Genomic DNA, 18,919 nt, shown 5'->3' with positions numbered 1-18,919 from the left:
CTCATTTCACGGAAGGCACTGATGTGAGCGCCCTGAATACCATCGCGGCAGCGGGGGAGCCGATGCCGCCGCTGCTCCCGCACGCCGACGAGCTCATCATCGGCACCATCGCCTTCGCGATCGTCTTCTTCTTCCTGGCCAAGAAGCTCCTCCCGAACATCAAGAAGGTTCTGGAAGAGCGCCGCGAGGCCATCGAAGGCGGCATCGAGAAGGCCGATGCGGCCAGGACCGAGGCCGAGAGCGTTCTGGAGCAGTACAAGGCCCAGCTCGCCGAAGCCCGTCACGAGGCCGCCCGGCTCCGCCAGGAGGCGACCGAGCAGGGCGCTGTGATCGTGCAGGAGATGCGGGCCGAAGGCCAGCGGCAGCGTGAGGAGATCATCGCCGCCGGTCACGCCCAGGTCGACGCCGACCGCAAGGCCGCTGCCGCGGCGCTCCGTCAGGACGTCGGCAAGCTCGCCAGCGACCTCGCCAGCAAGCTCGTCGGTGAGGCCCTGGAGGACCAGGACCGCCAGAGCCGCACCATCGACCGCTTCCTCGACGAACTGGAGACGGGCACCGTGGCACCGGCGGAGGTCGTCCGATGAACGGAGCGAGCCGCGAGGCACTGGCCACCGCACGCGAGTCCCTCGACGCGCTGACCGACAACACGTCGGTCGACGCGGCGAAGCTCGCCGGTGAGCTGGCTGCCGTCACCGCGCTGTTCGACCGCGAGGTCTCGCTGCGTCGGGTCCTCACCGACCCGGCGCAGGCCGGCGACGCCAAGTCGGAGCTGGCCGGCCGCCTGCTGCGCGGCCAGGTGGGCGGCGAGACCGCCGACCTGGTCTCGGGCACGGTCCGGGCCCGCTGGTCGCGCTCGCGCGACCTGGTCGACGCCCTCGAAGAGCTGGCGTCCGTCGCCGAGCTCACCGCGGCCCAGCGGGCCGGCGTCCTCGACGACGTCGAGGACGAGCTGTTCCGCTTCGGCCGGATCGTGGAGTCCAACCCGCAGCTGCGGGCCGCGCTGACCGACAAGTCGGCGGCCCCCGGTGCCCGGGCGGAGCTGCTGCGCAGCCTCCTGACCGGAAAGGCCGCACCGGCCACCGAGCGCTTGGTCGCACGTCTTGTGACCGCGCCGCGTGGACGTAGCCTGGAACAGGGCATCGACGCCCTGTCCAAGCTGGCCGCGGCCCGGCGGGACCGAGTGGTGGCGGTCGTCACCTCTGCGGTGCCGCTCACCGAGCAGCAGAAGCAGCGTCTCGGTGCCGGTCTGGCTCGGCTCTACGGTCGGGAGATGCACCTCAACCTTGAGGTGGACCCCACCGTGATCGGCGGACTCTCGGTGCGCGTCGGTGACGAGGTCATCGACGGGACCATCGCCGACCGCCTCGACGAGGCGAAGCGCCGCCTCGCCGGCTGACGCGCCCAGCGCGCCGGCCGCCGCGAACGCGGTGCGACAACTGAATTGGCAAGACCAGCGGCCCGGTTGGGTCGTGCAGAGATTGCAGAAGATTCCTGGGGGTCGCCCCCAGACCCCAAAGAAACTTCGGGCCCAACAAGGAGAGCAGGGAACCTGATGGCGGAGCTCACGATCCGGCCGGAGGAGATCCGGGACGCGCTGGAGAACTTCGTCCAGTCGTACAAGCCGGACGCGGCCTCGCGCGAGGAGGTCGGTACGGTCAGCCTGGCCGGCGACGGCATCGCGAAGGTCGAGGGACTTCCCTCGGCCATGGCGAACGAGCTGCTGAAGTTCGAGGACGGCACCCTCGGCCTCGCGCTCAACTTGGAAGAGCGCGAGATCGGCGCGATCGTCCTCGGCGAGTTCAGCGGCATCGAAGAAGGACAGTCGGTCAGCCGCACCGGTGAGGTGCTGTCGGTCGCCGTCGGCGAGGGCTACCTCGGCCGCGTCGTCGACCCGCTCGGCAACCCGATCGACGGCCTCGGCGAGATCGAGACCTCGGGTCGCCGCGCGCTGGAGCTGCAGGCCCCCACGGTCATGCAGCGCAAGTCGGTGCACGAGCCGATGGAGACGGGCTACAAGGCCGTCGACGCCATGACCCCGATCGGCCGCGGTCAGCGCCAGCTGATCATCGGCGACCGGCAGACCGGCAAGACCGCCCTGGCCGTCGACACGATCATCAACCAGCGCGACAACTGGCGCTCTGGCGACGTGAACAAGCAGGTCCGCTGCATCTACGTCGCCATCGGCCAGAAGGGCTCCACCATCGCGTCCGTGCGCGGCGCGCTGGAGGAGGCCGGCGCCCTGGAGTACACGACCATCGTCGCCGCCCCGGCGTCCGACCCGGCCGGCTTCAAGTACCTCGCGCCGTACACCGGCTCGGCCATCGGCCAGCAGTGGATGTACGAGGGCAAGCACGTCCTGATCATCTTCGACGACCTGTCGAAGCAGGCCGACGCCTACCGCGCCGTGTCCCTGCTGCTGCGCCGTCCGCCGGGCCGTGAGGCGTACCCCGGTGACGTCTTCTACCTGCACTCGCGTCTGCTGGAGCGCTGCGCCAAGCTCTCCGACCAGATGGGTGCCGGTTCGATGACCGGTCTGCCGATCGTCGAGACCAAGGCCAACGACGTCTCGGCGTTCATCCCGACCAACGTCATCTCCATCACCGACGGCCAGTGCTTCCTGGAGTCCGACCTGTTCAACGCCGGTCAGCGTCCGGCCCTGAACGTCGGCATCTCGGTCTCCCGAGTCGGTGGCTCCGCCCAGCACAAGGCGATGCGCCAGGTCTCCGGCCGTCTGCGCGTGGACCTCGCCCAGTTCCGCGAGCTGGAGGCGTTCGCCGCCTTCGGTTCCGACCTGGACGCCGCGTCCAAGGCTTCGCTGGAGCGCGGCAAGCGCATGGTCGAGCTGCTGAAGCAGCCGCAGTACGAGCCGATGCGCACCGAGGACCAGGTCGTCTCCGTGTGGGCCGGCACCAACGGCAAGATGGACGACGTTCCGGTCCAGGACATCCGCCGCTTCGAGCGCGAGCTGCTGGAGTACCTGCACCGCGAGGAGTCCGGTCTGATGCTCTCCATCCGTGAGGGCGGCAAGATGTCGGACGACACGCTGACCGCGGTCGCGGACTCCATCTCCGCGTTCAAGAAGCAGTTCGAGACGCACGACGGCAAGCTGCTCGGCGAGGACGCTCCGGCCGCCGTCAACGTCTCCAAGTGACGACGGAAGGGACCTGATCCATGGGAGCGCAGCTCCGGGTCTACAAGCGTCGCATCCGGTCCGTCAGCGCGACGAAGAAGATCACCAAGGCGATGGAGATGATCGCCGCCTCGCGCATCGTCAAGGCGCAGCGCAAGGTGGCGGCCTCCACGCCGTACGCGACCGAGCTGACCCGCGCGGTCACGGCGGTGGCGACCGGGTCGAACACCAAACACCCGCTGACCACGGAGGCGGAGAACCCGACCCGTGCCGCGGTGCTGCTCGTCACGAGCGACCGCGGACTGGCCGGAGGCTACTCCTCCAACGCCATCAAGGCGGCCGACCGGCTCACCGAGCGGCTCCGCGGCGAGGGCAAGGAGGTCGACAGCTACATCGTCGGCCGCAAGGGCGTCGCCTACTACGGGTTCCGTGAGCGCAAGATCGCGGGCTCGTGGACCGGCTTCACGGACAGCCCGGAGTACGCGGACGCCAAGAAGGTCTCCGCGGCGCTCATCGAGGCCATCCAGAAGGACACCGCCGAGGGCGGGGTCGACGAGCTGTTCATCGTCTTCACGGAGTTCGTGTCGATGATGACGCAGACCCCGGTGGACAACCGGATGCTGCCCCTCAGCTTGGAGCAGGCGGCGGAGGAGAGCGGCGGCAAGGCCGAGATCCTGCCGCTGTTCGACTTCGAGCCGTCGGCGGAGGACGTCCTGGACGCACTGCTGCCGCGGTACGTCGAGAGCCGGGTCTACAACGCCCTGCTCCAGTCCGCCGCATCCGAGCACGCCGCCCGTCGCCGCGCGATGAAGTCGGCGACCGACAACGCGGGTGAGCTGATCAACACGCTCTCCCGACTTGCCAACGCGGCCCGCCAGGCCGAAATCACCCAGGAAATCAGCGAGATCGTCGGTGGCTCCAGTGCCCTGGCCGACGCGACCGCGGGGAGTGAAAAGTAATGACGACGTCTGTTGAGACGGCCGCCGCCACGGGCCGCGTCGCCCGGGTCATCGGCCCGGTCGTCGACGTGGAGTTCCCCGTCGACGCGATGCCGGAGATCTACAACGCGCTGCACGTCGAGGTGGCCGACCCCGCCGCCGACGGCGCCACCAAGACGCTGACCCTTGAGGTCGCGCAGCACCTCGGTGAAGGTGTGGTCCGCACCATCTCGATGCAGCCCACCGACGGTCTGGTCCGCCAGGCCGCGGTGACCGACACGGGCGCGGGCATCACCGTCCCGGTCGGCGACTTCACCAAGGGCAAGGTGTTCAACACCCTCGGCGAGGTGCTGAACCACCCCGAGGAGAACGCCAACGTCGGCGAGCGCTGGGCGATCCACCGCAAGGCCCCGGCCTTCGACCAGCTTGAGTCGAAGACCGAGATGTTCGAGACGGGTCTGAAGGTCGTCGACCTGCTGACCCCGTACGTCAAGGGCGGCAAGATCGGTCTGTTCGGTGGTGCCGGTGTCGGCAAGACCGTGCTGATCCAGGAAATGATCATGCGTGTCGCCAACCTCCACGAGGGCGTCTCCGTCTTCGCGGGCGTCGGCGAGCGCACCCGTGAGGGCAACGACCTCATCGACGAGATGGAGGAGTCCGGCGTCCTCGACAAGACGGCGCTGGTCTTCGGTCAGATGGACGAGCCCCCGGGCACCCGTCTGCGCGTCGCCCTGGCCGGTCTGACCATGGCGGAGTACTTCCGCGATGTGCAGAAGCAGGACGTGCTCTTCTTCATCGACAACATCTTCCGGTTCACCCAGGCCGGTTCCGAGGTGTCCACCCTGCTCGGCCGCATGCCGTCCGCGGTGGGTTACCAGCCGAACCTGGCGGACGAGATGGGTCTGCTCCAGGAGCGCATCACCTCGACCCGCGGTCACTCGATCACCTCGATGCAGGCGATCTACGTCCCCGCGGACGACCTGACCGACCCGGCGCCGGCGACCACCTTCGCCCACCTCGACGCGACGACGGTGCTCTCCCGTCCGATCTCGGAGAAGGGCATCTACCCGGCCGTGGACCCGCTGGACTCCACGTCCCGGATCCTGGACCCGCGGTACATCGCCGCGGACCACTACGAGGCCGCCATGCGCGTCAAGGGGATCCTGCAGAAGTACAAGGACCTCCAGGACATCATCGCGATCCTCGGCATCGACGAACTGGGCGAGGAGGACAAGCTCGTCGTCCACCGTGCCCGTCGCGTCGAGCGCTTCCTGTCCCAGAACACCCACGCGGCGAAGCAGTTCACCGGTGTGGACGGTTCGGACGTGCCGCTGGACGAGTCGATCTCCGCGTTCAACGCGATCTGCGACGGTGAGTACGACCACTTCCCCGAGCAGGCGTTCTTCATGTGCGGTGGCATCGAGGACCTGCGCAAGAACGCCAAGGAGCTGGGCGTCTCCTGACCCCCGCACCGACGAGGAGGGGCGGGGCACCCCGCAAGGGACCCCGCCTCCCCCTCGCCCGTCCGGCCGCAGGGTCGGACCGGGCCCCGGCACGGTCGTACCGCGGGCCCCACTAGACTGATGAACCGACACCCGGCGGAGCCGCCGGGTGGTGACCCGAGGAGCCACCCTTGGCTGCTGAGCTGCATGTCGAGCTGGTCGCCGCCGACCGCCAGGTCTGGTCCGGCGAGGCCACCCTGGTCGTCGCGCGCACCACGTCCGGCGACATCGGCGTCATGCCCGGTCACCAGCCGCTGCTCGGTGTGCTGGAGTCGGGCCCGGTGACCATCCGTACCAGCGGCCCCGAAGGCGCCGGTACGGTCGTCGCCGCCGTGCACGGTGGATTCATCTCCTTCGCCGACAACAAGCTGTCGCTGTTGGCGGAGGTCGCCGAGTTGGCGGACGAGATCGACGCCCAGCGTGCCGAGCGGGCGCTGGAGCGTGCCAAGGCGGATTCGGACGGGGCGGCCGAGCGCCGCGCCGACGTCCGCCTGCGTGCGGTGGCGGTGGGCTGAGCGCCCCGCCGACAGACGTCGCCCTCAGCCGCGGCCCGGACTGGTACCTCCAGACCGTGCCGCGGCTGAGGCAATGCAGGTGCAAGTGGGATCGGCCGTCGGGGCGAGTGCTCCGGCGGGGACGGTGCGAACGACACGAACGATGCGAGGAGGTCGACGGAGATGTTCCTCGCGGTTCTGGTGGGCGTCCTGGTCGTGGTCGCCTTGGTGGGGATCGGACTCTTCGTCTTCGGTCTGCGCCGTAGGCTCATCCAGCGCTCCGGCGGCACCTTCGACTGCTCCCTGCGGTGGAACGTTCCGGACGACCCCGTACAGCCAGCACTGCCCCCGGGCAAGGGCTGGGTGTACGGGGTCGCCCGTTACAGCGGCGACCGCATCATGTGGTTCCGCGTCTTCTCGTACGCGCCGCGGCCCCGTCGGGTGCTGGAGCGCTCCGCGATCGAGGTCGTCGGCCGGCGCACGCCCGAGGGCGAGGAGGAGTTGGCGCTGCTCTCCGACGCGGTGGTGCTGGGCTGTCTGCACCAGGGCGTGCGGCTGGAGCTGGCGATGAGCGAGGACGCGCTGACGGGCTTCCTCGCCTGGCTGGAGGCGGCGCCGCCCGGCCAGCGGGTGAACGTCGCGTAGTCCGTCGCTCACTCGCGGAGGTCAAGGCCGAGGGGCCGGGAGGATCTGTCCTCCCGGCCCCTCGCCCGTTGTGTCACGGGTGGTTCAGACGGTTGGGCTCAAGGTCATTGCAGGCCGTTGCTGACCGCGCTGACCAGTTCGCCGTTGCTGGTGTCGCCGCTGAACTCCCACCAGAACGCGCCGCCGAGCTGCTGGTTCTTGGCCCAGTTCATCTTGTTGCCGATGGTCGCCGGGGTGTCGTAGCCCCACCAGTTGTTGCCGCAGTGGGCGTAGCCGGTGCCGCCGACGGTGCCGGTGGACGGGCAGGTGTTCTTGAGGACCTTGTAGTCCTCGAAGCCGGGCTCGAAGGTGCCTTGGGCCGGTCCGGTGGCGGTGCCGCCCGGTGCGGACTGGGTGACGCCGGTCCAGCCGCGGCCGTAGAAGCCGACGCCGAGGAGCAGCTTGTTCGCCGGCACGCCCTTGGCCTTGAACTTGGCGATGGCGTCGGCGGAGTTGAAGGTCGGCTCCGGGATGCCGGGGTACGTGGTGAGCGGGGAGTGCGGGGCCGTCGGGCCCTGCGCCGCCCAGGCGCCGAAGAAGTCGTACGACATCACGTTGTACCAGTCCATGTACTGCGCCGCGCCGCCGTAGTCAGCGGCGTCGATCTTGCCGCCGGCCTTGGGGTCGGCCGTGACGGCCGCGGTGACGAGGTAGTTCGGGCCGAACTTGGCGCGGAACGCCTGCGCCATGTTCTTCATGACGGCGGGGCCGCTGGAGTCGCAGGTCAGACCGCAGGCGTTGGGGTACTCCCAGTCCAGGTCGATGCCGTCGAAGACGTCGGCCCAGCGCGGGTCCTCCACCAGGTCGTAGCAGGACTGGGCGAAGGCCGCCGGGTTCTGCATGGCCTGGGTGAAGCCGCCGGACCAGGTCCAGCCGCCGAAGGAGAACAGGATCTTGATGTGCGGGAACTGCTTCTTCAGCTTGCGCAGCTGGTTGAAGTTGCCGCGCACGGGCTGGTCCCAGGTGTCGGCGACGCCGTCGACGGAGAGGTCGGCGGTGTACAGGCGGTCGTAGTCGGCGTAGGAGTCGCCGATGGTGCAGCGGCCGTTCTGGACGTTGCCGAAGGCGTAGTTGATGTGGGTGATCTTGGCGGCGGAGCCGGAGGTCACCAGGTTCTTCACGTGGTAGTTGCGCCCGTAGACGCCCCAGTTGGTGAAGTACCCCATCTTGATCTTGTTGCCGCCGGGGTCCGGGACGCCGGGCGTGCGGAAGGTGTGGGCGGCGCTGTGCGGGCCGACCTGGTCGGCGGTGTCGCGCGCCTGGACCGTGAAGCTGTAGTCCGTCGCCTTGGTCAGGCCGGTGGCGTTGTACGAGGTGCCGGTGACGGTGGCGACCTTGGCGCCGTCGCGGTAGACGTCGTAGTTCTTGACGCCCTTGTCGTCGGTGGCGGCGGCCCAGGAGATGGTGGCCGCGGTCTCCGTCACGTTGCTGGAGGTCGGGGTGCCGGGGGCGGACGGCGGGTCGTCGCCGGGGATGGTGCCGCCGTCACAACTGGCGCCGTTGACCTTGCAGTTGGAGGGGGCGCCGGGGCCGGTGCCGTTGAAGCCGAAGGTCACGGTGGCGCCGGGGGCGAGCGCGGCGGCCCAGGACTTGCTCTTGGCGGTCCAGCGGTTGCCGACGTTGGTCACGTCGGCGTCCCAGGCGGAGGTGACCCGCGTGCCGGTGGGAAAGTCCCACTCCACCGTCCAGTTGCTGATGGTGGTGGTGCCGGTGTTCTTGATCGTCCACTTGCCCTCGAAGCCGTTGCCCCAGTCGGAGCCCTTGGCGTACGTGGCGGTGGCCGAGGTGGCCGCCTGCGCGGGGGAGGCGAGGCCGACCATGGCGGCCAGCGGGACGACGAGCGCGGCCAGGACCGCGACGATCCTGGTTCTGACGGGAACCCGGAATCTGCGGGCGCGCAGAGGTGGGGGTTGAGTGCTCACGGGTACTCCTCGACGAGGTCCGAACAGTGGGGTGGGACCATTGGGCTGAACCGTGCACTGCGCACACTGCGTGGCTCACCGCAGCGCGTGTTCCGAGGAGAGTAGGAAGGTCTGGACCAATCGTCAATAGGTCCAGACCATAGGCGGCGTCCGGTGCGCCGGTCGATGGTGCACTGGGCTGCGGCGATGCGTCAGATCCCCAACTCCTGTGCCAGTACGGCCGCTTGGACCCTACTGCGGAGTTCCAGCTTGCCCAGCAACCGACTGACGTGAGTCTTCACCGTGGCCTCCGCCATCGTCAGCCGGTCCGCGATCTCCGCGTTCGACAGCCCCTCGCCCAGACAGGACAGCACCTCGCGCTCCCGGCGGGTGAGCGCGTCGAGTACCGCGGGGTCCGGCGCGTCGGGGGAGCGGACCGGCCGCGGCGCCGCGAACTCCGCGATCAGCCGGCGCGTCACCGCGGGGGCGATCAGCCCCTCGCCGCGCGCGACCGTGCGCACCGCCTCCAGCAGGTCCTTGGCCTCGGTGTTCTTCAACAGGAACCCGGCGGCACCGGCCCGCAGCGAGCCGAAGACGTACTCGTCCAGGTCGAACGTGGTCAGCACCAGGACGTCCGCCAGGTCCTCCGACACCACCTGTCGGGTGGCCGACACCCCGTCGAGCCGCGGCATCTGAATGTCCATCAGGACCAGGTCGGGGCGGAGCTCGCGGGCGAGCCGCACCGCCTCCTCGCCGTCGACGGCCTCGCCCACCACCTCGATGTCCGGTGCGCTGCGCAGGATGAGGACGAGCCCCGCCCGCACCGAACTCTGGTCCTCGGCGACCAGCACCCGGATCCGCGGCTCCTGCTGCGCTCGGTCGGCCTGCCGTGCTGCGCCCGTCATGCGTCCGGCTCCTTCTCGTCCCGTACGGGAAGGACCGCCCGTACCTGCCAGATCTTCTCCGGCCCGCCGTCCGGGCCCGGCACCGGGCCCGCCTCGATCTCCCCGTCGAGCAGCGCGACCCGCTCCCGCATGCCCACCAGACCGGCGCCGGAGCCGGGCGCGCGCGGGCCGGCGCCGGCGCCGTACGCACTGGTCACGGTCACGGTCAACCGGTCGCCCGCGGTGTGCACGAGTCGGACGTGCACCTCGCCGGGCTCCGCGTGCTTGAGCGCGTTCGTCAAGGACTCCTGGACGATCCGGTACGCCGCGAGCTCCACCGGCGCGGGGAGCGTCGCCTCCCCGGAGTTCTGACCGGCGCGCCGGTCGTCCAGGGTGACCGTGAGGCCGCTGGCCGCGCCGTTCGTCCCGGCCTGCGCCACCAGCGACTCCAGACCGGCGAGCGAGGGCCGGGCGGCCGGTTCGCGGTCGTCGGCGCTCGCGTCGTCCCGCAGCAGCCCGATCAGCCGGCGCATCTCGGCCAGGCCCTCGACGCTGTTCTCCCGGATCACGCTCAGCGCGGTGCGGGTGGTCGCGGCGTCGTCCAGGGAGATCGCCGCGGTGGAGTGGATCGCGATCGCGGAGAGGTGGTTGGCGACCATGTCGTGCAGCTCCCGCGCCATCCGGGAGCGCTCGGCGGTGACCGCCTGGACCCGGTCCATCTCGGCGAGCAGCGCCGTCTGCTCGGCCCGCAGCTTGGCCGCGTCCGCCGCCTCGCGGTGGTTGCGGACGATCGCGCCCGTCGTCGCCGGGCCGAAGGTGATCAACCCGAAGACCACCCCGATCAGCAGCGCCTCCGGCACCTGGAGCAGCGCGGTGAGCAGGCCCGTCATGGCGACGGTGAGCATTCCGGTGATCACCGGGGTGCGGTGGGCGAACCGGGGCGGCCCGTAGACCACCGACACGTACACCCCGTCCGAGAACATGATGATCGTGACGAGGCTGCCGACCGAGAACACGTCCACCGTCAGGCACAGGGTGCACACCAGCAACGTCGTCAGCGGGAACGTCCTGCGGTAGACGGACATGGCGCAGATCACCACGAGCGGCAGCAGCGTCGCCCACTTGGGCAGCGGACGGTTCACGTCGCCGTTGGTGTACAGGCCGAGCGACCACAGCAGCAGCCCGCCGAGCAGGGCTGCCACGGCGATGACGACGTCGTCGCGATGGGGACGGGGAAGGTGCACGCACCCATGAAACACGCCGACGCGCACCTTTTGCCTCCTGTGGTGGTGGGAGTCGGCGCAGCGTCCGCTACATCGAAAGATGCAGTGCGTCGGCGCCCGGTTCGTCACCGGCGACGACGAAACCGGGCGCAGCGGCCGGGACCCTTGAGGAGGTGAAAGGGGTGCAGTCGTGATCGTCGCGCTGATCGTGATCTGTGAGGTCGGCTTCTGGGTGCTGCTGGCGGCGGGCCTCGGGGCCCGCTACGTGCTGAAGATGCCGCGCCTGGGCCTGGGACTGCTGTTGCTGGAGCCCCTGCTGGAAGTCGTCCTGCTGGTCGCCACCGCGATCGACCTCAAGAACGGCGCCGAACCGAGTTGGACGCACGGCCTCGCCGCGCTCTACATCGGCTACACCGTCGGCCACGGCCACCGGACCGTGAAGTGGCTGGACGCCAAGGCCGCCCACCGCTTCGGCGGCGCCCCGGCACCGAAGAGCAGCGCGGGGTACGGCAAGGCGCGGGTGGTGTACGAGGCAAAGCTGTGGCTGGGCACGATCGTCGGTGCGGTCACCGCCAGCGCGCTGCTGCTGTTGGCGATCGCGTACGTCGGCGACTCCTCCCGCGACGACAGCCTCTGGGCGTGGATCTTCCAGGCGTGGCGGATCACCGGGTTCCACGGACTCGTGGTGCTCTGGTACGTGGTCTTCCCGACGAAGGCGCCCGAGGGGCAGGACGAGAAGGGCGAGCCGGTGGAGGCGGGCAACCGTCGGTGAGCCGGGTCCTCAGCGCTCCCCGCCGGGCACCCACAGCACGTCGCCCCGGTCCTTGTTCGCCGTCCGGGCGAGGATGAACAGCAGGTCGGACAGCCGGTTGAGGTACGTGGCGGTCAGCGGGTTCATCGTCGCCGCGTGCACCTCCAGCGCCGCCCAGGTGGAGCGCTCGGCGCGCCGCACCACGGTGCACGCCTGGTGCAGCAGCGCCGCGCCCGGGGTGCCGCCGGGGAGGATGAAGCTGCGCAGCTTGTCGAGGGACTCCAGGAAGTGGTCGCAGTCCTGCTCCAGCCGGTCGACGTAGGACTGCTCCACCCGCAGCGGCGGGTACTTGGGGTTCTCCACCACCGGCGTCGACAGGTCCGCGCCGACGTCGAAGAGGTCGTTCTGCACCCGCACCAGGACGGTGACGACCTCCGCGGGCAGCTCGCCCAGGGCGATCGCGGTGCCCAGCACGGCGTTCGCCTCGTTGGCGTCGGCGTAGGCGGCGATCCGCAGATCGGTCTTGGGCGCCCGGCTCATGTCGCCGAGGGCGGTGGTGCCGGTGTCGCCGGTGCGGGTGTAGATGCGCGTCAGGTTGACCATGCCCCCAGCGTAGTTACGCGTCGGCGGGACGGAAGACCCGTGTGCCCGCGGTCACGGCGAGGGCCGCGAGGCCGAGGGCGATCAGCGTCCCGTACAACAGCGACCCGGTGGCGTACCGGCCGAGGTACGCGTCGCGCACCGCGTCCACCAGATGGCGCAGCGGCATCACCTTCGAGAGGCCGTCCAGCCAGCCGGGGCCGAGTGACATCGGCAGCATCAGGCCGGACAGCAGCATCACGGGCATCACGACCGCGTTGACGATCGGGCCGAACTGCTGGGGCACGGGTACGCGGACCGCGAGCGCGCACGACAGCGACGCGAGCGACAGCGCGAGCAGGGCGACGAAGGCGAAGCCCACGAGGACGCCGACGAGCGGGGCGCGCAGCCCCATCGCAACGGCCGTGACCACCAGCAGCACCGCCTGGAACACCAGCAGGCAGACGTCCCGCAGCACCCGGCCGAGCAGCAGCGCGAGCCGGCTGACCGGGGTCACCTGCATCCGCTCCAGCACGCCCTGGCCGCGCTCCACGATGACGGCGAAGCCGGAGAAGGCCGCACCGAAGAGCGTGAGCTGGAGCAGCAGCCCGGGGACCAGGACCTGCCAGGAGTCCCCGCGGTCCGCGATGGGCAGGTCGACGAGGAGGGGGCCGAAGAAGAACAGGTAGAGCATCGGCATCAGGACGCCGAAGAAGACGTGGAAGCGCGAGCGGAGGGTCTGGCGGGCGTAGCGCCCGAAGACGAGGGCGGTGTCGTGCAGCAGCATGGCGGGGTCCTCGGTCCTTTCTCAGGGATTACGGGACACCCCTTAGACGGCGACGGGGGCGGAGTCGGCGGCCGGGCCGCGCCCGGTGATCGCCAGGAAGGCGTCCTGGAGGGTGGCGTCCGCGGAGCCGGCGTGCGTGAGCTTCAGCGCGGCCGGGGTGCCCTCGGCGGCGACCACTCCGCCGTCCACCACCACGACCCGGTCGGCGAGGGCGTCCGCCTCGTCGAGGTAGTGGGTGGTGAGCACGACGGTGGTGCCGTGCTCGGCCCGCAGCCGTCGTACCAACTCCCACACGTCGGACCGGCTGCCCGGGTCGAGCCCGGTGGTGGGCTCGTCGAGGAAGAGCACCGCGGGCCGGTGGGTGAGGCCCATCGCGATGTCGAGCCGGCGCCGCTGGCCACCGGAGAGCTGTGACGTCAGCCGGTCGAGCAGCCCGTCGATGCCGAGGTCGGCCGCCAACTCCTTCGCCCGGGCCGTCGCCGCCGCCTTCGACAGCCGGTACAGCCGGCCCTGGGTCACCAACTCCTCCCGGACGCTGACGTGCGGGTCGAGCCCGCCGGACTGGGCGACGTACCCCACCGAGCGGCGTACGGCCGCGGGGTCGCGCACCAGGTCGTGCCCGGCGACGGTGGCGGCGCCCCCGGTCGGCGGGAGCAGGGTGGTGAGCATGCGCAGGGTGGTGGTCTTGCCCGCTCCGTTCGGCCCCAGGAGGCCGACGACCTCCCCGGGCCGGACGGTCAGGTCGATGCCGCGGACCGCTTCCACGGCGCCCTGTTTCGTCTGGAAAGTCCGGGCCAGCCCGGACGTGCTGATGACTGCCATGACCCCACGAAAGCAGAGTCGATGAAAGTTTGCAATGACTCTAAAAATTAAGGGGATGCGAAATTGGGCGAGAGTGTAGGAAAGGTATGCTGAGCCCATGGCCGAGGGACTGAGGGAGCGGAAGAAGCGCCGCACGCGGCAGCACATCTCCGACACCGCCACCGGCCTCTTCATGGAGCGCGGCTTCGAGGACGTCACCATCGCCGAGATCGCCGAAGCGGCCGACGTCTCCGTGAACACCGTCTACAACTACTTCGCCACCAAGGAAGACCTCTTCCTCGACCGCGGAGACGACATCGTCGAACAGCTCGCCCGCTGGGTGCGCGGCAGGGACGCGGGGGAGTCCGCCGTCGCCGCCGTCCTGCGCGAATTGCGCGCCGAGATCGAAGGCATGTCGCCGCGCGTCGGACTGGTGTCGGGGTACGACCGGTTCGTGCTCGTCGTGCACAACGCGGCCTCCCTGCGCGCCAGCCTCTCCCGCCTCCAGCGGCGGGCGCTGGAGCGACTGGAGGAGGAGTTGCGCACGGAGACCGGCGCCGCGCCCGGCGACTTCCTCCCCGCCCTGATGGCCGGTCAGATCGGCTGGGTCCACCAGTGCGTGATGGAGTTCGTCAGCCGGGAGATGACGGCCTGCCGCGACCCGAGGGAGGTCTCCCGGGAAGCCCTCGGCGTCCTCGACGAGATCGAGGAACTGCTCGGGAGACGGGTCTTCAACTACGCCGTACGCGCCAGCGAGTGAGTGGCGCCGGTGTGATGTCCGTCATGTGAGACGTGACGCGCATCTCTTCATCGCCACAGCGCCCGCCACGGGCGCTAACCTCCGCCGAGAGGCGAAAAGTAAACAGACGTTAGGGGTGTCGCAGTGGCCGGGAAGCTCGCCGTCATCGGAGCCGGACTCATGGGATCCGGCATCGCGCAGGTCTCCGCCCAGGCCGGGTGGGACGTCGTGCTGCGCGACGTCACCGACGGGGCCCTCGCCCGCGGTACGGACGCGATCAAGGCGTCGTACGACAAGTTCGTCGCCAAGGGCAAGCTCGAAGCCGCCGACGCCGAGGCCGCGTTGGCCCGGATCACCCCCACCACCGACCTCGCGGCCGTGGCCGACGCGGACGTGGTCGTCGAGGCGGTGTTCGAGAAGCTGGAGGTCAAGCACGAGATCTTCCGCGCGCTCGACGAACTCGTACGGGACGACGCCGTGCTCGCCTCCAACACCTCCGCCATCCCGATCACCAAGATCGCGGCCGTGACGCGCCGGCCCGAGCGGGTCATCGGCGCCCACTTCTTCTCGCCCGTCCCGATGATGCAGCTGTGCGAACTGGTCCGCGGCTACAAGACCAGCGACGAAACCCTCGCCACCACCCGGCACTTCGCCGAGTCCGTGGGCAAGACCTGCATCGTCGTCAACCGGGACGTCGCGGGCTTCGTCACCACCCGGCTGATCTCGGCACTGGTCGTCGAGGCGACCAAGCTCTACGAGTCGGGCGTGGCCTCGGCGGAGGACATCGACGTCGCCTGCAAGCTGGGCTTCGGCCATGCGATGGGGCCGCTGGCCACCGCGGACCTGACGGGCGTGGACATCCTGCTGCACGCCGCCGAGAACATCTACACGGAGTGCCAGGACGAGAAGTTCGCCCCGCCGGAGCTGATGCGCCGGATGGTGGACGCGGGTGACATCGGACGCAAGAGCGGGCAGGGGTTCTACGCTCACTGACCCCCGCCCGCAGCTGCCGGAGCGACCGGAGCCGGCCTCCGTCGATCACCCTTCGGGGTGAATTCGGTATCGGTTCGCTTACAAGCAGCAACTGCACGGCCCTGGATGCGGTCAGTTGGTGAAAGAACCGGCAGGGCGGACGGAAGAGACGCGAGAGACGGAACGTGCCGCGTGGGCTGATGCGGGCTCACGGGGCTTGGTGGACGCAGCACGCAGCAGCAGTACGCACGCAACACAGACGCAGCGCAGTCAAGTACTCGGGGAGCGCATATGCACATCAGGGGCGACCACACCGAGCTGGTCGTCGGGGGCCGCCTCGACGTCCGCAGCGCGGCGGACGCCCGTACGGTCCTGCACTCGGCCGTGGACGACGGCGACGGGGACCTGGTGCTGGACCTGACCGGCCTCGACTCCTGGGACGCGACGGGCCTCGGCGTCATCATGGGCGCGCACCGCCGCGCCGGCCGCTGCGGGCGGCGCCTGGTCCTGCGCGGGGTGCCGCCGCAGATGCAGCGCCTCCTGGTGGCCACCCGCCTCCACCGGATCCTCGCCATCGAGGGCGGCCTGGCGGCGGAGTCCCTCCCGCGCGTGTAGCCCGCGAGCTGCGTGCGAGCTTGCGGTGTTGCGCCGTGGGCGATCCGGCACAGCACGCCCAGAAGGCGACGCAGCGCCGCGCGTTCGCAGGGCGCTCACAATTCTCATGGGATCGTGACGTGGCGGACCGCGCGGCACACCCGGGGTGGGGGGATACGCTGCCAGCGGCTAGGGTTCGTTCCGCCCGCCGCCGTGGCGCGCCCGGGCGCGTCCGCCGTCGCGGGCGCAGCTGTTGCGACAGCGCATCTAGGGGCATTTCACCATGGAGAAGGACAGTTTCGGCGAGGGCGTCGCACGGCCGCGCACCCCACGGGAGTCGACCGGACCCGGTCGCGCCTCCGGTGAGGGCCCGGCGCCCGCGCTCACGCCCGCACCCGCGCGCACCACACCGGTCGTCGCCGGCGACTTCCTGCTCACCGTCAACCCCGTCGACGGCAGCGAGATCGAGCCCTGTCCGCCCGGTGGAGCGCCCCACGGGCAGGGGTGGACCCCGCCGCCGCGCCGCCGCACCCCCGCCGAGCGCGCCGCGCAGGAGCGTGCGGCGCAGCCTCCCGTACCTGCCGGTCCCGCGTCCCCGCGGCTCGCGCTGGTGGAACGCGACGGACCGCGCGAGCAGCTCGGCGAACTGCTCAGCCGCGGTCGCTCGGTACGGCTCACCGGCCCCCGCGGCTCCGGCCGCTCCGCGCTGCTCGACCTGGTCGCCGAGGACTGCGCCGGCGTCGCGCCCGCCGGCGTCGTCCGGCTCAACGGTCTGCACCGCACCGCCACCGAGCTGCTGTACGAGCTGTTCGCAGTGGTCCACACCACGGACCGGCACCGGCTCGGTCGGGACGAACTGCTCGCCGAAGTGCGGCAGATCGGCGCCGTCGTCGTCCTCGACGACCTGGAGTTCGGCGGCACCGCCCTCACGGACTTCCTGGACGCCGCGCCCGAGTGCGCCTTCCTGCTCGCCGCCACGCCCGACGTCGCGGCCCCGGACGGCGACGCCCTCCTCGACGAGGTCGCCCTCGAAGGGCTCAGCCGTCCCGGCGCACTCGAACTGCTCGCCCGCGTCGTCGACCGCGACCTGACGGAGGACGAGAAGAACTGGGCGGGCGACCTCTGGTTCGAGTCCGAGGGCCTGCCGCTGCGCTTCGTCCACGCCGGTGCGCTGCTGCGGCAGTACGACGAGCTGTACGCGACGGACCCGGAGGAGGCCGAAGACGCCTCGCCCTTCGACGGCACCCGGGCCAGCGGCGTACGGCTGCCGACGCTCGGCCAGGGCGCGGCCCCCGCAGCCCTGCTCGCGTCCCGGCTCAGCGAGGCGGCCCGGGAGGCGCTGCGGTTCGCCGTCGCCCTCGGCGGCGAGGTCCCGCACCAGGCGCACCTGCCCGCCCTGATCGGCGACACCCACGCGGACGCCGCCCTCGGCGAACTGACGGGCTGTGGACTGCTCTCCCCGGCCGGACCGCGCTACCGCCTCGCCGCGGGCGTCCTCGCGCAGCTCCAGGAGAAGGGGTACGGCGCCGATCCGGCCGATTCCGCCGACCGCGCCCACACCGCGGCCCAGCACTACGCCTGGTGGGCGGCGCACCCCTCGGTGACCGCCGAACGCGTCGTCGCCGAGGCCGATGCCGTGCTGGCCGCCCTGTCGGCGCTGGTGGAGAACCGGGCCGCCGGGCAGCCCAGCGCGGCCGTCCTGCTGGCCCGCAGCGCCGCGCCCGCCTTCGCCGCCGGGCTGCACTGGGGCGCCTGGGAGAGCGCGTTGCGGATGGGGTCGACCGCCGCGCGAATAGCGGGAGAGGTCGCCGAGCAGGCGTACTTCCACCACGAGCTGGGCGTCCTCGCGCTGTGCACGGACAACCTGGGCCGGGCCCGTGCCGAGTTGGAGGCGTCGATCGGGCTGCGCGGTGCGCTCGCCGACCGGAACGGCACCGTCGCCGGCCGGCGCGCCCTGACGTTGGTGACCGACCGCGAGCGGCGGTTGAACGGCGAGAAGGAAGACGGCGCCGCGCTGGAGCTGCGTCCCGGCGGCCCGGTGGCCGTCCGCCCGGCTCCGGCCGTGGGCGGCGGCGCGCCCGTCGTGGGTGACACGCCCGTACGGGGAGTGCCGGTGCCCGCGCTCGTGCCGATGACCGGTGTCGGACCCGCGCACCTGGACGAGCCGCCGGGCGCCCTCGGGGCTGACCCGCTGGGCGCGCCGGACACCCTGATCGCCGGGTCGACGGCCCGTACGCCGGTGTTCGCGGACGACGCCAAGCAGCGGCGCCGGCGCGTGGGCTTCGGCAACACCCGCCGCAACCTGGTCGCGGCGGGCGCCGGAGCGCTGCTCGTCGCTGTGCTCGGGACGGTCGCGAGCCTCGGCACGGCGTCCGACAAGAAGGACCTGCCGGGCAACCGGGTGGGCACCGACACCTCGGCGAGCGAGGAGGACGGCCAGAACGGCCAGGACGAGCAGGACGGGTTCGACGACGGCAGCGGGGCCGAGTCCGCGCCGGGCGAGGAGCGCACCGGCGACCCGGCGACCCGGCCCGCCGCTTCGGGGTCCGCCTCCGCGTCCGGGTCGAAGTCGCCCGAGGAGTCCGCATCGCCGTCCAGGACGACGTCCCAGCGGCCCTCCACGACCCCGTCGAAGACCCCGCCGGCGTCGTCGAGTCAGGGGCCCAAGCCGACCAAGTCGTCCACGCCGCCCTCGTCACCGCCGCCGTCCTCCAAGCCGCCGACCGACTCGCCCTCGTCGCCGGCGCCCTCGCCGCCGACGAGTTCGCTGAGCGAGTCGACGGAGGCGGAGGCGGAGGCCCAGGGCGGCGCCGGCCCCGCGGCCACGGCCTCATCGGCGGAGCCGGAGTCGAAGCCGGAGTCGGTGGCGCCGGAGCCGGTGCCGTCCGGCAGTTGAGCGGACGCGGAAGCGGGCGGGGACGATGCGCATCGTCCCCGCCC

The 18,919-nt window shown here is 71.0% G+C and carries 18 protein-coding genes; 12 read left to right on the top strand and 6 right to left on the bottom strand.

From position 1 onward, the window contains the following. The first annotated feature begins 23 nt into the window (after positions 1–23). From ACH4E8_RS01720 to ACH4E8_RS01690, 7 genes are all read left to right on the top strand, one after another. A complete protein-coding gene (locus ACH4E8_RS01720) occupies positions 24–584 on the top strand; it encodes a F0F1 ATP synthase subunit B (RefSeq protein ID WP_398443323.1) in 561 nt (186 codons plus the stop codon). Beyond that, a complete protein-coding gene (locus tag ACH4E8_RS01715) occupies positions 581–1,396 on the top strand; it encodes a F0F1 ATP synthase subunit delta (protein ID WP_398443321.1) in 816 nt (271 codons plus the stop codon). Before ACH4E8_RS01720 ends, ACH4E8_RS01715 begins: the two co-directional genes overlap by 4 nt. Before the next feature lie 156 nt (positions 1,397–1,552). Further along, entirely contained in the window at positions 1,553–3,151 is a 1,599-nt protein-coding gene (atpA, locus tag ACH4E8_RS01710; RefSeq protein ID WP_398443319.1) for a F0F1 ATP synthase subunit alpha, read from the top strand. A 20-nt stretch (positions 3,152–3,171) separates the two neighbouring features. Further along, the gene (locus ACH4E8_RS01705; protein ID WP_398443317.1) at positions 3,172–4,089 is read left to right on the top strand and encodes a F0F1 ATP synthase subunit gamma; all 918 of its coding nucleotides are present in this window, start codon (positions 3,172–3,174) and stop codon (positions 4,087–4,089) included. Then, positions 4,089–5,531 carry a F0F1 ATP synthase subunit beta gene (atpD, locus tag ACH4E8_RS01700; protein ID WP_361537207.1) on the top strand — a complete coding sequence of 481 codons (1,443 nt, stop codon included), beginning with the start codon at positions 4,089–4,091 and terminating at the stop codon, positions 5,529–5,531. The genes ACH4E8_RS01705 and atpD overlap by 1 nt, the downstream gene beginning before the upstream one ends. A 170-nt stretch (positions 5,532–5,701) precedes the next feature. Further along, positions 5,702–6,085: a F0F1 ATP synthase subunit epsilon gene (locus tag ACH4E8_RS01695; RefSeq protein ID WP_361537206.1), complete on the top strand. Its 384-nt coding sequence runs from the start codon at positions 5,702–5,704 to the stop codon at positions 6,083–6,085. A 162-nt stretch (positions 6,086–6,247) separates the two neighbouring features. Further along, positions 6,248–6,709, top strand: coding sequence for a DUF2550 domain-containing protein (locus ACH4E8_RS01690; protein WP_361964300.1), 462 nt, complete (start codon positions 6,248–6,250; stop codon positions 6,707–6,709). 104 nt (positions 6,710–6,813) lie between these two features. On the opposite strand, the gene ACH4E8_RS01685 is transcribed toward ACH4E8_RS01690, so the two are convergent. From ACH4E8_RS01685 to ACH4E8_RS01675, 3 genes are all read right to left on the bottom strand, one after another. Continuing rightward, positions 6,814–8,670, bottom strand: a complete 1,857-nt coding sequence (locus tag ACH4E8_RS01685) for a glycosyl hydrolase family 18 protein (protein ID WP_398443314.1) — start codon at positions 8,668–8,670, stop codon at positions 6,814–6,816. Positions 8,671–8,861: 191 nt separating this feature from the next. Further along, positions 8,862–9,554, bottom strand: a complete 693-nt coding sequence (locus ACH4E8_RS01680; protein WP_398443311.1) for a response regulator — start codon at positions 9,552–9,554, stop codon at positions 8,862–8,864. Then, positions 9,551–10,777: a sensor histidine kinase gene (locus ACH4E8_RS01675; protein WP_398443309.1), complete on the bottom strand. Its 1,227-nt coding sequence runs from the start codon at positions 10,775–10,777 to the stop codon at positions 9,551–9,553. Before ACH4E8_RS01675 ends, ACH4E8_RS01680 begins: the two co-directional genes overlap by 4 nt. A 169-nt stretch (positions 10,778–10,946) precedes the next feature. Between ACH4E8_RS01675 and ACH4E8_RS01670 the strand changes: the two genes are divergently transcribed. Beyond that, a complete protein-coding gene (locus ACH4E8_RS01670) occupies positions 10,947–11,528 on the top strand; it encodes a hypothetical protein (protein WP_398443307.1) in 582 nt (193 codons plus the stop codon). A 9-nt stretch (positions 11,529–11,537) separates the two neighbouring features. On the opposite strand, the gene ACH4E8_RS01665 is transcribed toward ACH4E8_RS01670, so the two are convergent. From ACH4E8_RS01665 to ACH4E8_RS01655, 3 genes are read right to left on the bottom strand one after another with little or no spacing between them, the layout of a single operon-like run. Further along, positions 11,538–12,110, bottom strand: coding sequence for a cob(I)yrinic acid a,c-diamide adenosyltransferase (locus ACH4E8_RS01665; protein ID WP_398443305.1), 573 nt, complete (start codon positions 12,108–12,110; stop codon positions 11,538–11,540). Positions 12,111–12,123: 13 nt separating this feature from the next. Beyond that, positions 12,124–12,873, bottom strand: coding sequence for an ABC transporter permease (locus ACH4E8_RS01660; RefSeq protein WP_398443303.1), 750 nt, complete (start codon positions 12,871–12,873; stop codon positions 12,124–12,126). A 42-nt stretch (positions 12,874–12,915) separates the two neighbouring features. After that, positions 12,916–13,695 carry an ABC transporter ATP-binding protein gene (locus ACH4E8_RS01655; protein ID WP_398443301.1) on the bottom strand — a complete coding sequence of 260 codons (780 nt, stop codon included), beginning with the start codon at positions 13,693–13,695 and terminating at the stop codon, positions 12,916–12,918. Positions 13,696–13,792: 97 nt separating this feature from the next. Here ACH4E8_RS01655 and ACH4E8_RS01650 point away from each other — a divergent pair, with 97 nt between their 5' ends. The 4 genes from ACH4E8_RS01650 (at position 13,793) to ACH4E8_RS01635 (ending at position 18,875) form a co-directional block, all read left to right on the top strand. Further along, the gene (locus tag ACH4E8_RS01650) at positions 13,793–14,434 is read left to right on the top strand and encodes a TetR/AcrR family transcriptional regulator (RefSeq protein WP_398443299.1); all 642 of its coding nucleotides are present in this window, start codon (positions 13,793–13,795) and stop codon (positions 14,432–14,434) included. Positions 14,435–14,557: 123 nt separating this feature from the next. Continuing rightward, positions 14,558–15,406 carry a 3-hydroxyacyl-CoA dehydrogenase family protein gene (locus ACH4E8_RS01645; protein WP_398443297.1) on the top strand — a complete coding sequence of 283 codons (849 nt, stop codon included), beginning with the start codon at positions 14,558–14,560 and terminating at the stop codon, positions 15,404–15,406. 270 nt (positions 15,407–15,676) lie between these two features. Beyond that, positions 15,677–16,000, top strand: a complete 324-nt coding sequence (locus tag ACH4E8_RS01640; RefSeq protein WP_361147689.1) for an STAS domain-containing protein — start codon at positions 15,677–15,679, stop codon at positions 15,998–16,000. A 262-nt stretch (positions 16,001–16,262) separates the two neighbouring features. Further along, positions 16,263–18,875: an ATP-binding protein gene (locus ACH4E8_RS01635; RefSeq protein WP_398443295.1), complete on the top strand. Its 2,613-nt coding sequence runs from the start codon at positions 16,263–16,265 to the stop codon at positions 18,873–18,875. Positions 18,876–18,919: the final 44 nt, after the last annotated feature.

It is taken from the genome of Streptomyces sp. NPDC017979, assembly GCF_044328175.1.
Classification (GTDB): Bacteria; Actinomycetota; Actinomycetes; order Streptomycetales; family Streptomycetaceae; genus Streptomyces.
The sequence above is the reverse complement of the archived record's forward strand: the minus strand, read 5'-3'. Positions and strand labels throughout refer to the sequence as shown.